The organism is Cobetia sp. MB87, from assembly GCF_011319755.1.
Classification (GTDB): domain Bacteria; phylum Pseudomonadota; class Gammaproteobacteria; order Pseudomonadales; family Halomonadaceae; genus Cobetia.
This window is the reverse complement of sequence record NZ_VFBC01000010.1, coordinates 15,437-29,274: the sequence shown is the minus strand read 5'-3', so window position 1 is coordinate 29,274 and position 13,838 is coordinate 15,437. Positions and strand designations below refer to the sequence as shown.

Below are 13,838 nucleotides of genomic sequence, written 5' to 3'. Positions count from 1 at the left end.
CATTCCTGCTAGCCACGCCGTCACATCGGCTTTGCCTTACGACACCCTGCCACCCGGCGGGGTGTCGTCGTTTCAGGCCCCGTCGTTTCTATGGGCAAACGCCTCGATCCAGGCCCGTTGCGGGGCGAGTCGCGATTGCTGGGCGGCTCGCCATGCGGGATCGCCCAGCGTGGTGGCATACCGCTCGGCGTGATCACAGGCCAGCAGCAACCAGCTGCCGGCCAGCGACTCACCGCGAGCGCGCCTGAGCGCCAGACTCTCGAGCAGCCCCGCGAAGGCGGTGCCGGTGGAGGGGCCGACTTCAAGCCCGGCATGCTCGGCCAGCCATAGCGCGGCCACCTGACTGCGCGCATCCGCGATGCGTCGGTAGTCATCGAAATGCGCGGGGTCGAATGCCTCCAGCACGCAGGGGCGTCCGATGCCTTCGATGGGGTTGGCCGCCTGCGGGGCGGGCAGTCTGGTCGTACGGGTGCCATGGGCACGATGGTGCTGCCAGCAGGCGTGATAGACGGAGTGCTCGGGGTCCACGCCGATCACGCGGGCACGATGACTCCCGTGATGCAGATGGCGCTTGTGGCGCAGATGACGCGCGAAGCTGGCGGCACTGCCGCCGGTGCCGGCGCCGAGAAATACCGCCTGTAGCTCGGGCAGCTCACGCGCGGCGATCTGTGCCAGGCACTCCCCAGGCAGGCTCGTATCGCTTGCCCCGTCGCTTGCCCTGTCACCGGCAGTAGCGGCATGGCGGAACTGGTTGATGAAGTGACCGCCGCTGTCATCGGCAAGCGCCTGCGCATGCTGGCAAAGCCGAGCGGAGTCTTCGATTTCCACCACGCGCCCGCCCTCGTCACGAATCGCTTCCTGCTTGTAAAAGGCGGTGCCCCTGGGCACCACGGCAATGAATTGAAGCCCCAACCGGCGTGCCAGCCACGCCTCGGAGACCGCCGTGGAGCCCGAGGAGGCTTCGATCACCGGACAGCCGGGTGTGAGCCAATCCTTTAGCAGGGCCTGCTCGAACAGCGACATCGCCAGGCGATGCTTGAGCGAGCCGCTGGCATGCGCCCGCTCGTCCTTGATCAGGATGCGCGCCTCGCCCAGTCCGCGCAGGCTGAGTTCCAACAGAGGGGTCTCCGGAGTGGCGGCTTTCAAGGTCGCAAGCCTGGCGAGGCTGCGTTGGCGCCATGATTCACGCTGAGTCGCGTGCGGGGCGTACTGTTCTGGGGGCGTAGCTGCGAGCGTACTGGCGTCGGCGGCCGCCATGAAAGGTGCTGTCGAAGGGGAGGCAGTGATCGTCATGGCGGCGGTTCCGGTCGCAGGAAGGAGCTTTCATGGTACGACCAGCCGCCAAGCAAAACTTGCCAGTATGCATGGCGTGAGCCATGTTTCATGGCAAGAATTCATTGCGAGGTGAGGGTAATGGAGAAAATAGTGCTCGATGCCACGGACCGCGCCCTGCTGCGGCTACTGCAGCGCGATGCCAGCCTGTCGCTGGCGGCGCTGGCGGAAGCCGTGCATCTGACCACGTCTCCCTGCTGGAAGCGCCTCAAGCGCCTGGAAGAGTGTGGCGTGATCACCGCACGGGTGGCGTTGCTGAATGCGGAGCTGATCGGCATGGGGCTGACGGCCTTCGTGCAGCTCAAGACCCGCGATCACTCGCGGGCCTGGTTCGAGCGTTTCGTGGCCATCGTCGAGGAGATCGAGGAAGTCACCGAGTTCTATCGCATGGCCGGTGACTACGACTACCTCCTCAAGGTGCAGGTCGAGGACATGAACGCCTACGACCGCGTCTACAAGCGGCTGGTCAATACCATCGACGAGCTGAGCGACGTGTCGGCCCGCTTCGCGATGGAGCGCATCAAGACGACCACCGCACTGCCGCTGTGATGGCCGTCAGGCGGTGACGTTTATCGCCGGTTGAGCACCGCGCGCCAGCGCGCTCAATACCCGTGCTCGCGGCTGATGCCGGTCAGCACTTCACCTCGCTGAATGCGGCGAATGTTGTCTGCCAGCTGGTCGGCGGCCTCGGCCACCGGGGTCGGCGCTGCGGCATGCGGCGTGATGATCACACGTTGCTGGTGCCACAGCGGGCTGTCCTCGGCCAGTGGCTCGTGCTGGAAGACATCGAGCAGGGCGCCCCTGAGCTTGCCTTCCTCGAGCGCCGCGACCAGATCTTTCTCGACCACGCTGCTGCCACGCCCCGGATTGATCAGCACGGCGTCGTCGGGCAGAGCCCGGAAGACGTCGGCGTTCAGCACGTCTCTCGTGGCCGGCGTATTGGGCAACAGGTTGATCACCGCCTTGAGACCGAGCGACTCGTCACCCAGCACTTGCTTGAGCGAGCGGCCGCCGGCGCCGCTTTCATGGTGGCAGGTCACGCCCTGCAATGTATGGGCGCTGCGGCTGAAGCCATGTACCGGATAGCCGTCTGCCGCCAATGATTCGGCGATCTGGCTGCCGATGGCGCCGAGCCCGAGTACCGCCACCGGGTACTGATGGGCGCGCACCACGCGGTGCGGGGCCCACTGGGTGTCCGCCTGCTGTCTGGCGTAACGGTCGAAATCACGCCGAAAGTGCAGCAGGCCATAGCGCACGTAATCCAGCATGTGGCTGGCCATGCCGGCATCGCTCAGCTTGAGCACTGGCACATCGTCAGGCAGTGCCGGGTTGTCGAGCAGGCTGTCGACGCCCGCGCCCAGATTGAGGATCGCCTTGACGTCATGATCGCGGTGGCGCTCGAACAGCGCGGCGGGTGGTGCCCACACCACCAGCACGTCGCCCAGCATCTCGCCGTCATCGGCAACGATTTCCAGCGGCGCGTGTTTTGATGACGATTCCGACGACTCACGTTGCCGCGACCCCTTGGCGTCGGCGGCATCGCACAGGCGCTGACGCAGAGCATCGCACCAACGTTCGGCGCGTTCATGATGTACCAGTATTCGCATGCTGTTCTCCTCTTCAGGGACGCTGGGTGGCGGGGCGGGATTGCTGAACTGTCCTGATCTGTACGCAGGCGCTGTTCGTGGCTCTATTCAAATGTCACCTCGCCATGCGCGACTGCCGCGAGAGCATGGCCTGCTCACGGGCGGCAATGGCGCAGGCCTTGCAAGGGCTCAAGCGAAGGGCGACAGTGCCAGAGTCGTCCTTTGACCCGTTGTTGGCAGAGTGACAGACTCGAATCCAGAGGGGAATTCGGATGTACGCATGTACGCCGACCTTGCTGACCCGCAGGGCGCATCGTTCGCTCGCGGCGCAGGCAGGCATTGTCAGCCCGGTGCGGCTGGCAGGTCGGTCACCCGCTGCCTGGCCCTGCGTATGGCCACTGGCTCCGCCCCAACGTGCTGCTTGCCTCAAGGCCTGATCGAAAAGGAGCGCTGCATGAGTCAATTCCCGCCCCATATTGGTGCACCCCAGCCAGCCTTCGCTGGCCTGGCCACCTTGCCCAGCAGCGAGGCACCGGCCACCGAGAGTGACTGGACGCCACGCGCGCTGTCCGCTGGCCGCCAGGCCTTCACCATCGGCGAGTATCGCGCGCGCATCCAGCGGGTGCGTGAAGCCATGGCGCGCGCCGGTATCGATGTGATGGTGATTTCCGACCCCTCCAACATGGCCTGGTTGACCGGCTATGACGGCTGGTCCTTCTATGTGCACCAATGCGTGCTGCTGGGGCTTTCCGGTGAGCCGGTCTGGTATGGGCGTCGTCAGGACGGCAACGGCGCGCTGCGTACCTGCTGGATGGGTGAGGACAACATCCTGTGGTATCCGGATTACTACGTGCAGAATCCGGACATGCACCCGATGGAGTTTCTCGCCCAGTCGATCCTGCCGCAGCGTGGCTGGCACGACGGGGTCGTCGGGGTCGAGCTCGACAACTATTACTATTCGGCGCGGGCGCATCTGGCGTTGGTCAAGGAGCTGCCCCACGCGCGGCTGGTGGATGCCAACTCGCTGGTCAACTGGTGTCGGGCAATCAAGTCCGAGCAGGAAATTGCCTACATGCGCGTGGCCGGGCGCATCGTCGAGCGCATGCATTCGCGCATTCTGGAGATGATCGAACCGGGCTTGCCCAAGAGTGCGCTGGTCGCGGAGATCTACCGGGTCGGCGTCGAGGGTGTGGTCGGACCGAATGGCGAGATTCTTGGCGGTGACTATCCGGCCATCGTGCCATTGCTGCCGACCGGCAGTGATGCCGCTGCGCCGCACCTGACCTGGGATGACACGCCATTTCGTGAAGGCGAGGGCACCTTCTTCGAGATTGCCGGTTGCTACAAGCGCTACCACGCACCGCTCTCACGCACCGTCTTTCTGGGGCGTCCGCCACGCGATTTCGTGCGTGGTGAGTCGGCGTTGCTGGAAGGTATCGAAAGTGGCCTGGCCATCGCCAAGCCCGGCAATCGCTGCTGTGACATCGCCCTGGCGCTGGGCGCGGCGATGGACAAGTACGGCTTCGACCGTGGCGGCGCACGCTGCGGCTATCCCATCGGCATCAGCTATCCGCCGGACTGGGGCGAGCGCACCATGAGTCTGCGCCCCAGTGACGAGACCGTGCTGGAACCGGGCATGACCTTCCACTTCATGCCCGGCATGTGGATGGATGACTGGGGGCTCGAGATCACCGAGTCGATTCTGATCACGGAAAACGGTGCCGAGCCGCTGTGTGATGTGCCGCGCCAGCTGTTCGTCAAATAGCCTGCCGACAAGTGTCAGCAGCCCGCCATAACAAGGAGTGGTGTCATGCGAGAGTCCCCCGTCAGTCTGACCATCGATCTGTTCGCCGATGGAGTTCAGCACGGTTTCTTCAAGCTGCCTATCTCGACTGACGAGTCGGCGTGGGGCGCGGTGATGACCCCGATCAGCGTGATCGCCAATGGTGAGGGGCCGACGGTATTGCTGACCGGCGGCAATCATGGCGATGAGTACGAAGGCATCACCGCGCTCTACAAGCTGGCGGCGCGTCTCACGCCTGAGGACGTCAAGGGCCGCGTCATCATCGTGCCGACCATGAATGCGCTGGCGGCCAAGGCCGGGCGGCGTTGCTCGCCTCTCGATGGCGGCAACCTCAATCGCAGCTTCCCCGGCAGCCCCACCGGCGGCCCGACCGAACAGATCGCCGATTACTTCACCCGGGTGCTGGTGCCGCAGTGCGACTATGCGCTGGACCTGCATTCCGGCGGTCGCACCCTGGATATCCTGCCGTTCGCGGCCGCGCACCGTCTCGACTATCTCGAGGAGTCGCTGGGCGTCGAGCAGTGTCGCCTGCAGGAAGCCGAGAGCCTGGCCGGGGCGCTGGCCTTCGGGGCGCCCTCGGCGATGATGATGTTCGAGCTGGACGCCGAGGCACTCTACGACACCGCGGTGGAGCGTCAGGGCAAGGTCTTCGTCACCACGGAGCTGGGCGGTGGTGGTTCGACCACGCCGGAGCGCCAGGCGATCGCCGACCGTGGCGTCGACAATTTCCTCGCCTTCAGCGGTGTGCTGCGCGCGCGCAGTCGCGCGGATCTGGATCAGGACATCGAGCGCCGGCGTGCCAGCCAGGCGGGCGCGCCGCTGTTGATCGACATGCCGGATGCCAGCTGTTACGTGCAGAGTGAGCATGAAGGGCTGCTGGAGCTGTGCGTGGCACTCGGTGAGCAGGTCACGGCGGGGCAATGCGTGGCGCGGGTCTATCCGCTGGGGCGTGCCGGTCAGGCAGCCGTGGAATATCGCGCCGAGCGTGATGGCGTGCTGGTGGCGCGGCGCTTCCCGGCCCAGGTGAGTCTGGGCGACACCCTGGCGGTGATCGCGGAAGTCGTGGACGACCTGGCGCGAGAGGCCTCATGAGCGCGAGCCCCTCCCGCTCGCTGCCAGCGCCGAAACTGGATGCCTTCGATCTCAAGATTCTGGCCATACTCGAGCGCGATGGCCGCATCACCAAGTCGCGGCTGGCCGAGGAGATCAACCTGTCGGTCAGCCCGTGCTGGGAGCGCGTCAAGCGTCTCGAGCAAGCGGGCATCATCGAGGGCTATGCCGCCATCATCAATCAGCAGCGCCTGAGTGATCAGCAGGGTGGCGCTGCTCCGGGGGCTGCCCCGCGCACGCCAGTCTGGGTCGAGATCCACCTCAAGCATCATGACGCGGCAAGCTTTCAGCGTTTCGAGCGGGCCATGCGAGAGGCGGACGAGGTGATCGAGTGCGTCGCCGTCGGCGGGGGAGTCGACTATCTGCTGCGTCTGGAGACCGCCAGCATCGATGCCTATCAGCGTCTGGTCGATCAATGGCTGGTGTCAGAGTTGGGCATCGATCGCTATTTCACCTACATCGTCACCAAGCAGGTAAAATAGCGCGCCGCTGCTGTCTTTCCGTGCTTCTTTCCGCGTTCGAGATCTCATCACCATGGCGCCCACCAACGCCCATCTGGCCACTGATGCCAGTCTTTGCACTGTCGCGAGCGACACATCAAGTGCCCCTGTGCTGGTCTTCGATTCCGGTGTCGGCGGCTTGTCTGTCGCTGCGGAAATTCGTCGTCAGTGGCCACGGTTGTCGCTGGCCTATGTGTGTGACAACGCCGCCTTGCCCTATGGCACCAAGCCGGATGACTGGTTGATACCGCGCATCGTTCAGGTGTGCGTGGCGGCCGTCGCGGCAAGCGAGGCACGGGCATTGGTGGTCGCCTGCAATACCGCCAGCACCCTGGCGCTGACGGCGCTGCGCGAAGCACTGTCGATTCCGGTGATCGGCACCGTGCCCGCCATCAAGCCTGCTGCGGCGTTGGCACGTGCGCGCCAGAGCGCAGCACGGCGTGAGGAGTGCGAGCCGCCGGTCTTCGCGTTGCTGGCGACGTCCGCCACGGTGAGACGTGCCTATACGGAGCAGTTGATCCACGATTTCGCGGCGGATTGTCGGGTGATTCGCGTCGCGGCCGATCCGCTGGTCGCGGAGGCCGAGCTGCGTCTGCGTGGTGAGCCGGCGCGCCCTGAAGTGGTGGCGGCCAGTCTGGCTGACCTGGCGGCGGTCGAGGCGCTGGAAGTGGTGATTCTCGGCTGCACGCATTTCCCGCTGCTCGGCGCTGACATCTCGCAGGTGCTGGGCGAGTCTCGGGTGGCGCTGGTGGATTCCGGCGCGGCAATCGCCCGCCGTGTGGCGGAGGTGCTGGCGCTTGGTGCTGCGGCCCAGGTGGCTGGGCAGCAAGTCGCTCAGGCGGTTCAGCCAGCACCACGTGAGCACACGGCGCTGGCGACGGATGCCCGGCAGCCGGGGCTGGCTACGGCGTTGGCCAGTCAGGGTTTCGCCGCACCGCAGGCGCTGTCGTTCGACGACTGAAGCGCAGGGGCGTTGACTCTCGCGGCCCCCTTGCACCTGCTTGCCCCCATCTTGGCCCGCCATTTGGCGCTTGAGCTTCGCGCTGCCGATGGTAGGCTAGCGCGCCCAACCTTTGAATGGACGTGATCGGCATGGTTCACCATGACGTTCCCGCGTCCCTTTGCTCATCGTTTCAGTGCTGCGGTATGCCCGCAGGCAGGAGTCAGTGTGGCCATCGCCGTCGTCGATCCCAGTCAGTATGAACAGCAGCTCGCCGAGAAGGCCGAGCAGACCCGTGCACGTTTCGCTGCCTTCGATGCGCCGGAACTCGAGGTATTTCCCTCGCCGCCCAGCCATTACCGCATGCGTTGCGAGTTCCGTATCTGGCACGAGGATGATGACCTCTATTACGCGATGTTCGAGGTCGAGTTCGACGACGAGGGCAACAAGAAGAAGACAGTCGTACGCATGGACGACTTCCCGGTCGCCAGCCAGCGCATCAATGCGTTGATGCCGCTGCTGCGTGAGCGCCTCAAGGCAAGCCCGGTGCTGCGCGAGCGTCTGTTCCAGTGCGAGTTCCTCACCACCCTGAGTGGCGAGGCACTGGTCACGCTGATCTACCATCGCAAGCTCGGCGAGGACTGGGAGGCCGAGGCGCGTGCGCTGGAAGAAGAGCTCGGCATCATGATCATCGGGCGTTCGCGCAAGCAGCATATCGTGCTGACGCGCGATCACGTCTTCGAGCGTCTCGAGGTCGATGGTCGCGAGTACGTCTATCAGCAGGTCGAGAACAGCTTCACCCAGCCCAATGCCGAGATCTGCCGCTCGATGCTCAGCTGGGCACGTGACGTGACCCACCCCGACAAGGCGAAGGCCGAAGGTCGTGAGCAGGGCGATCTGGTCGAGCTCTACTGCGGCAACGGCAACTTCACCATCGCGCTGGCCGAGAACTTCCGTCGCGTGCTGGCCACCGAGATCTCGCGCACTTCCGTGGCCTCGGCGCAGGTCAACCTGGCGGCCAACGCCATCGACAATGCCCAGGTGGCGCGCATGTCGGCCGAGGACTTCTCGCTGGCGCTGGCGGGTGAGAAGGAAGGTCGCCGCGTCGCGGAGATGGACCTCGCAAACCACGACTTCCGCACCGTGCTGGTCGATCCGCCGCGTGCTGGCCTCGATGCCGACAGCTGCGAGCAGACCGCCCGTTACGAGCGCATCGTCTACATCTCCTGCAACCCGCAGACGCTGATCGACAACCTTGAGGTGCTGTGTCGCACGCACCGTATCGAACGCTTCGCGCTGTTCGATCAGTTCCCGTATACCGACCACCTCGAGTGCGGTGTCTATCTGGTTCGCAGATAAGCGCATCTTCAAACCGACAGCCGATGTCACGCCCGCATGAGCGAGGCATCGCGGCAATCGTTTGAAAAACCAGCGCCCCGTCGTCATCTACCTGTCAGGTAGGGGACGACGGGGCTTTTTTGCGCACATGACAGTCACTCGAATTAGACTTTCGTTTCATGCGCGCACCGCCAAGTCAATACCCGATGCACAGATGTAATGCTGCATGACCAATATGGAACAGGCATGGGGCAGAGGCGCAGACTGCGCTAGTCTGTGATGCACTGCATGAGTCTGTGCTGCAACGCCTTTCTTGGCCGGCGCAGACTCTCTATGACTATTTTCCCTGATACATCCATCAGGTCAGTCGAGGTGATTGATGCTACACGTGGCGACGGACGGCAAGCAGGAATTTCTTGCGCAGCTCGAAGAGCAGCTGGACAAGCGACTTCCCAAGGACAAGGTGGACGTGATCGCGGCGTTTGCGCGCGACTATCACGCAACGGCCTCCTTCGAGGACATGGCCGAGCGCAAGCTGGATGACCTCTACGGTTCCACCCTGGCCGTATGGCACTTCCTGCAGAGCCTCGAGGCTCCCAAGGTGCGTGCCTACAACCCGGACTTCGAGAAGCATGGCTGGCAGTCGACGCACACCATCATCGAAGTGCTGCACCCGGACATGCCGTTCCTGGTCGATTCCGTGCGTATCGAGCTCAACCGTCGTGGCATCACCGTTCATGCCATCCACAACGCCGTGCTGGCAGTCGCCCGCGATGACGCCGGTCAGCTGGAGCGCGTGACGGCACCGCGTGCCGAGAACGCCCCGCAGAACCGTGAGTCGCTGATCTACATCGAAGTCGATCGTCACAACGACGCCGAGACCCTGGAAGACCTCGAGACCAGCCTGCGTGAAGTGCTGGCCGAAGTGCGCGTTGCCGTCGCTGACTTCGATGCCATGCGCAGCCAGGGCGCCCAGGCGCTGCAGGAACTACGCGACAACCGTCCGCCGACCGTCTCCGAGGCTGATCACCAGGAAGCCTGCGACTTCATGCAGTGGATGGGCAATGACCACTTCACCTTCCTGGGCTATGACGAGTACACCGTCGACGAGCAGGAAGACGGCACGCGCGTGCTGAACAAGGTCGAAGGCTCGGAGCTTGGCGTGCTCAAGCTGGATCTTGATCGCTATCACGAGCAGTCGCGTCACCAGCAGAGCGTCAACAGCGATCAGTACGTGCTGATCCCGGAGCTGCTGTCCTTCGCCAAGAGCGCCTTCCACGCCCGCGTGCATCGTCCGGCCTACCCGGACTACATCACCGTCGAGCGCTTCGATGAAGAAGGCCGCGTGATCGGCGAGCGCCGCTTCCTGGGGCTCTACACCTCCACGGTGTACAACCAGAGCCCGCGCAACGTGCCGATTCTGCGTCGCAAGGTGCAGGACGTCATGGAAGCCGCCGGCGTCAACCCGAAGGGCCACAACGGCAAGCACCTGCTGCAGATTCTGGAAGTCTATCCGCGTGATGACCTCTTCCAGATCTCCACGGACGAGCTGACCCGTACCGCCACCAGTATCCTCAACATCCGTGAGCGTCGTCGCGTGCGTCTGATCGTGCGTGAAGACCGCTTCGGCAAGTTCTTCTCGGTGCTGGTGTTCGTGCCGCGCGACGTCTATTCCACCGACCTGCGTGTGCGCATCCAGAATCTGCTCTGTGAAGAGCTGAATGCCACCTTCGGTGACTTCACGCCGTATCTGTCCGAGTCCGTGCTGACGCGTATCCAGTTCATCCTGCGCTTCAAGGGCGATGAGCCGGGCCAGTACGACATGCGCGCGCTGGAGAACAAGATCGCTCAGCTGGCCCGCAGCTGGCGCGACGAGCTGCACGCCGCCATGGTCGAAGGCTTCGGTGAAGAGCAGGCCAACGAGCTGATGACTCGCTATCGTGATGCCTTCCCGGGCAGCTACCGTGACGACTTCTCGCCGCGCACCGCCGTCTATGACGTGGGCCACCTGCGTGCGCTGGACGAAGGCCAGGCCGTCGGCCTGAGCACCTATCGTCTGGTCGAGGACGACAACTCCGGCGTCAACCTGAAGCTGTTCCACAAGCATCAGCCGATTCCGCTTTCCGACGTGCTGCCGGTGCTGGAAAACCTCGGTCTACGTGTCATCGGTGAGCGTCCCTACGAGATCACCCGCACCGATTCCTCCTGCTGGGTGCACGATTTCGACCTCGAGCATCACGGCAAGGGCGCGGTCGAGCTCTCCGAAGTGCGCGAGAGCTTCATCGAAGCCTTCAAGAAGATCTGGTCCGGCGAAGCCGAATCCGATGCCTTCAATCGCCTGATCATCGGCTCTGGCCTGGACTGGCGTGAAGTGGCGATGCTGCGTGCCTACGCGCGTTATCTCAAGCAGATCCGCTTCGGTCTCTCCCAGGCCTACATCGCCAATGCCCTGGGCAGCCACCCGGACATCACCCGCGAGCTGGTGCAGCTGTTCAACCTGCGCTTCGACCCGCAGGGTCAGGGTGGCGAGGATGACGTCAACGCCTGCCGCGAGCGCATCAATGGTCTGCTCGACCAGGTCTCCAGCCTGAACGACGACCGCCTGCTGCGTCGCTACGTCGATCTGATGATGGCCACGCTGCGCACCAACTTCTTCCAGCCGGCAGAAGATGGACAGGCCAAGGACTACATCAGCTTCAAGCTCGACACGCGCAGCATTCCCGACGTGCCGAAGCCGCGCCCGATGTTCGAGATCTTCGTCTACTCGCCGCGCGTCGAAGGTGTACACCTGCGTGGCGGCAAGGTTGCGCGTGGTGGTCTGCGCTGGTCTGACCGTCACGAAGATTTCCGCACCGAGGTGCTGGGTCTGGTCAAGGCACAGCAGGTCAAGAACGCGGTCATCGTGCCGGTCGGCGCCAAGGGCGGTTTCGTCTGCAAGCGCATGCCGGAAACCACCGACCGCGACGTGATCCAGAAGGAAGGTATCGCCTGCTACCAGATCTTCATCCGCGCATTGCTCGACATCACCGACAACCTGTCCGGTGGTGACGTGGTGGCTCCGACGGCCGTCGTGCGTTACGACGAAGACGACCCCTACATGGTCGTCGCGGCCGACAAGGGCACCGCGACCTTCTCCGACATCGCCAACGCCATCTCCAACGAGTACGGCTTCTGGCTGGGCGATGCCTTCGCCTCCGGTGGCGCCAATGGCTACGACCACAAGGGCATGGGCATCACCGCCAAGGGCGCCTGGGTCAGCGTGCAGCGTCACTTCCGCGAGATGGGCATCAACATCCAGGAAGACGAGTTCAGCGTGGTCGGTATCGGTGACATGGCCGGTGACGTCTTCGGCAACGGCATGCTGCTGTCCGAGAAGATCCGCCTGGTCGGTGCCTTCAACCACCGCAACATCTTCGTCGATCCGAACCCGGACACCGCGAAGAGCTTCGCCGAGCGCGAGCGTCTGTTCCGTCTGCCGCGTTCCAGCTGGGACGACTACGACAAGAGCCTGATCAGCGAAGGTGGCGGTCTGTTCTCGCGTGATGCCAAGACCATCGCCATCAGCCCGCAGATGAAGGAAGTCTTCGACATCAGCGAAGACCGTCTGGCACCCAACGAGCTGATCAACGCGATGCTCAAGGCGCAGGTCGACCTGATCTGGAACGGCGGTATCGGGACCTACGTGAAGGCTTCCAGCGAGACTCACGCCGAAGTCGGCGACAAGGCCAACGATGGCCTGCGCATCGACGGCCGTGAGCTGCGCTGCAAGGTGGTGGGCGAAGGCGGCAACCTGGGTCTGACCCAGCGTGGTCGCATGGAAGCCGCGGCCAAGCGTGGCGTGCGCGTCAACACCGACTTCATCGACAATGCCGGGGGCGTGAACTGCTCGGATCACGAGGTCAACATCAAGATCCTGCTGGACGACATCGTCGCCCGCGGTGACCTGACCGACAAGCAGCGCAACCAGCAGCTGGCCGAGATGACCGACGAAGTCGGCGAGCTGGTGATCAAGGACAACTATCGTCAGACCCAGGCACTGTCGCTCTCCGAGCAGCAGTCCAAGGAAGGCATGGGCGTCTTCCGTCGCTTCATCAATGAGCTGGAAGCGGCCGGCACCCTAGACCGTGAACTCGAGTTCCTGCCGTCCGATGAAGCGCTGATCGAGCGTTCCAACGCCGGTGAAGCCCTGACCCTGCCGGAACTGTCCGTGCTGGTCTCCTACGCCAAGAGTGACCTCAAGACCAGCTTGATCGCCTCTGACGTGCCGGATGACAGCTACGTGCAGCAGCACCTCGAACGCGCCTTCCCGCGCGTGCTGATGGAGCGCTTCCCGGAAGAGATGTACCAGCATCGTCTGAAGCGTGAAATCGCCGCGACCCAGATCGCCAATGATCTGGTCGACCACATGGGCATCGCCTTCGTGCGTCGCCTGGAAGACACCACCGGTGCCGACAAGGCGGAAATCGCGCGTGCCTACATCGTGGCGCGTGACAGCTTCAATCTGGAAGCGCTGTGGACCCAGATCGAGGCCCTCGATCACCAGGTGCCGGCAGAATTGCAGTACCGCATGATGGGCGATCTGATGCGCCTGATGCGCCGTGCCACTCGCTGGTTCCTGCGTCAGCGCAGCTCCATGAGCGTCAAGGAATGCATCGGCCACTTCGCACCGCGTCTGGCCCAGCTCTCCGAGAGCATCGGTGAGCGCCTCAAGGGCGAAGCCCGTGAGAACTGGGAAGCGCGCCGCGACAGCTACGTCGAGGCAGGCGTGCCGGAGGCCCTGGCCAGCACCATCGCCGCGACCTCAAGCCTCTACGCAGGGCTTGGCATCATCGAGGCAGCCAAGGCGACTGGCGAGAAGATCAATCGCGTGGCGGAAGCCTTCTACGGCATCGGCCATCGTCTCGAGCTGCCGTGGGTCGGTGACAAGATCAACGGTCTTGAGGTACAGGACAGCTGGCAGGCGCAGGCCCGTGAAAGCTTCCGCGATGATCTGGATCGTCAGCAGCTGGCCCTGACCGTCAGCGTGCTCAAGCAGGACAATGCCCCGCGCGAGATCGATGAGCGTGTCGACAGCTGGATGGTCAGCCACGAAAGTCTGGTCAGCCGCTGGTGCTCACTGCTCGGCGAGATGAAGGGCGGTGCTCAGCTGAGCTTCCCGCTGTTCGCGGTCGCCCTGCGCGAGCTGGTCGATCTGGCCGAGTCCAAGCGCGAAGCCTGATGTGTTCGGC

The 13,838-nt window shown here is 64.0% G+C and carries 9 protein-coding genes; 7 read left to right on the top strand and 2 right to left on the bottom strand.

The genetic code is table 11. The annotated features are described in order from the left end of the window. Window positions 1–72: 72 nt before the first annotated feature. On the bottom strand, window positions 73–1,293 hold the full coding sequence (locus tag CDPAHKCJ_RS11865; protein WP_166019985.1) for a pyridoxal-phosphate dependent enzyme: 1,221 nt from the start codon (window positions 1,291–1,293) through the stop codon (window positions 73–75). A gap of 120 nt (window positions 1,294–1,413) precedes the next feature. On the opposite strand from CDPAHKCJ_RS11865, the gene CDPAHKCJ_RS11860 reads away from it, so the two are divergent. Next, window positions 1,414–1,881 (top strand): Lrp/AsnC family transcriptional regulator, encoded by a 468-nt coding sequence (locus CDPAHKCJ_RS11860; RefSeq protein WP_205700861.1) that lies wholly within the window; start codon window positions 1,414–1,416, stop codon window positions 1,879–1,881. Between the two features lie 53 nt (window positions 1,882–1,934). On the opposite strand, the gene CDPAHKCJ_RS11855 is transcribed toward CDPAHKCJ_RS11860, so the two are convergent. Beyond that, a complete protein-coding gene (locus CDPAHKCJ_RS11855) occupies window positions 1,935–2,939 on the bottom strand; it encodes a glyoxylate/hydroxypyruvate reductase A (protein ID WP_166019984.1) in 1,005 nt (334 codons plus the stop codon). Window positions 2,940–3,372: 433 nt separating this feature from the next. On the opposite strand from CDPAHKCJ_RS11855, the gene doeA reads away from it, so the two are divergent. The 6 genes from doeA to CDPAHKCJ_RS11825 all read left to right on the top strand — a co-directional run bounded on the left by doeA (window position 3,373) and on the right by CDPAHKCJ_RS11825 (window position 13,828). After that, window positions 3,373–4,683: an ectoine hydrolase DoeA gene (doeA, locus tag CDPAHKCJ_RS11850; RefSeq protein WP_166019983.1), complete on the top strand. Its 1,311-nt coding sequence runs from the start codon at window positions 3,373–3,375 to the stop codon at window positions 4,681–4,683. Between the two features lie 45 nt (window positions 4,684–4,728). Beyond that, a complete protein-coding gene (doeB, locus tag CDPAHKCJ_RS11845; RefSeq protein ID WP_166019982.1) occupies window positions 4,729–5,814 on the top strand; it encodes a N(2)-acetyl-L-2,4-diaminobutanoate deacetylase DoeB in 1,086 nt (361 codons plus the stop codon). Continuing rightward, the gene (locus tag CDPAHKCJ_RS11840) at window positions 5,811–6,314 is read left to right on the top strand and encodes an Lrp/AsnC family transcriptional regulator (protein WP_166019981.1); all 504 of its coding nucleotides are present in this window, start codon (window positions 5,811–5,813) and stop codon (window positions 6,312–6,314) included. Before doeB ends, CDPAHKCJ_RS11840 begins: the two co-directional genes overlap by 4 nt. Window positions 6,315–6,366: 52 nt before the next feature. Beyond that, the gene (gene murI / locus CDPAHKCJ_RS11835) at window positions 6,367–7,293 is read left to right on the top strand and encodes a glutamate racemase (protein WP_166019980.1); all 927 of its coding nucleotides are present in this window, start codon (window positions 6,367–6,369) and stop codon (window positions 7,291–7,293) included. A gap of 207 nt (window positions 7,294–7,500) precedes the next feature. After that, the gene (trmA, locus tag CDPAHKCJ_RS11830) at window positions 7,501–8,631 is read left to right on the top strand and encodes a tRNA (uridine(54)-C5)-methyltransferase TrmA (RefSeq protein ID WP_166019979.1); all 1,131 of its coding nucleotides are present in this window, start codon (window positions 7,501–7,503) and stop codon (window positions 8,629–8,631) included. 358 nt (window positions 8,632–8,989) lie between these two features. Beyond that, window positions 8,990–13,828, top strand: coding sequence for an NAD-glutamate dehydrogenase (locus CDPAHKCJ_RS11825; protein ID WP_166019978.1), 4,839 nt, complete (start codon window positions 8,990–8,992; stop codon window positions 13,826–13,828). The last annotated feature ends 10 nt before the right edge of the window (window positions 13,829–13,838 follow it).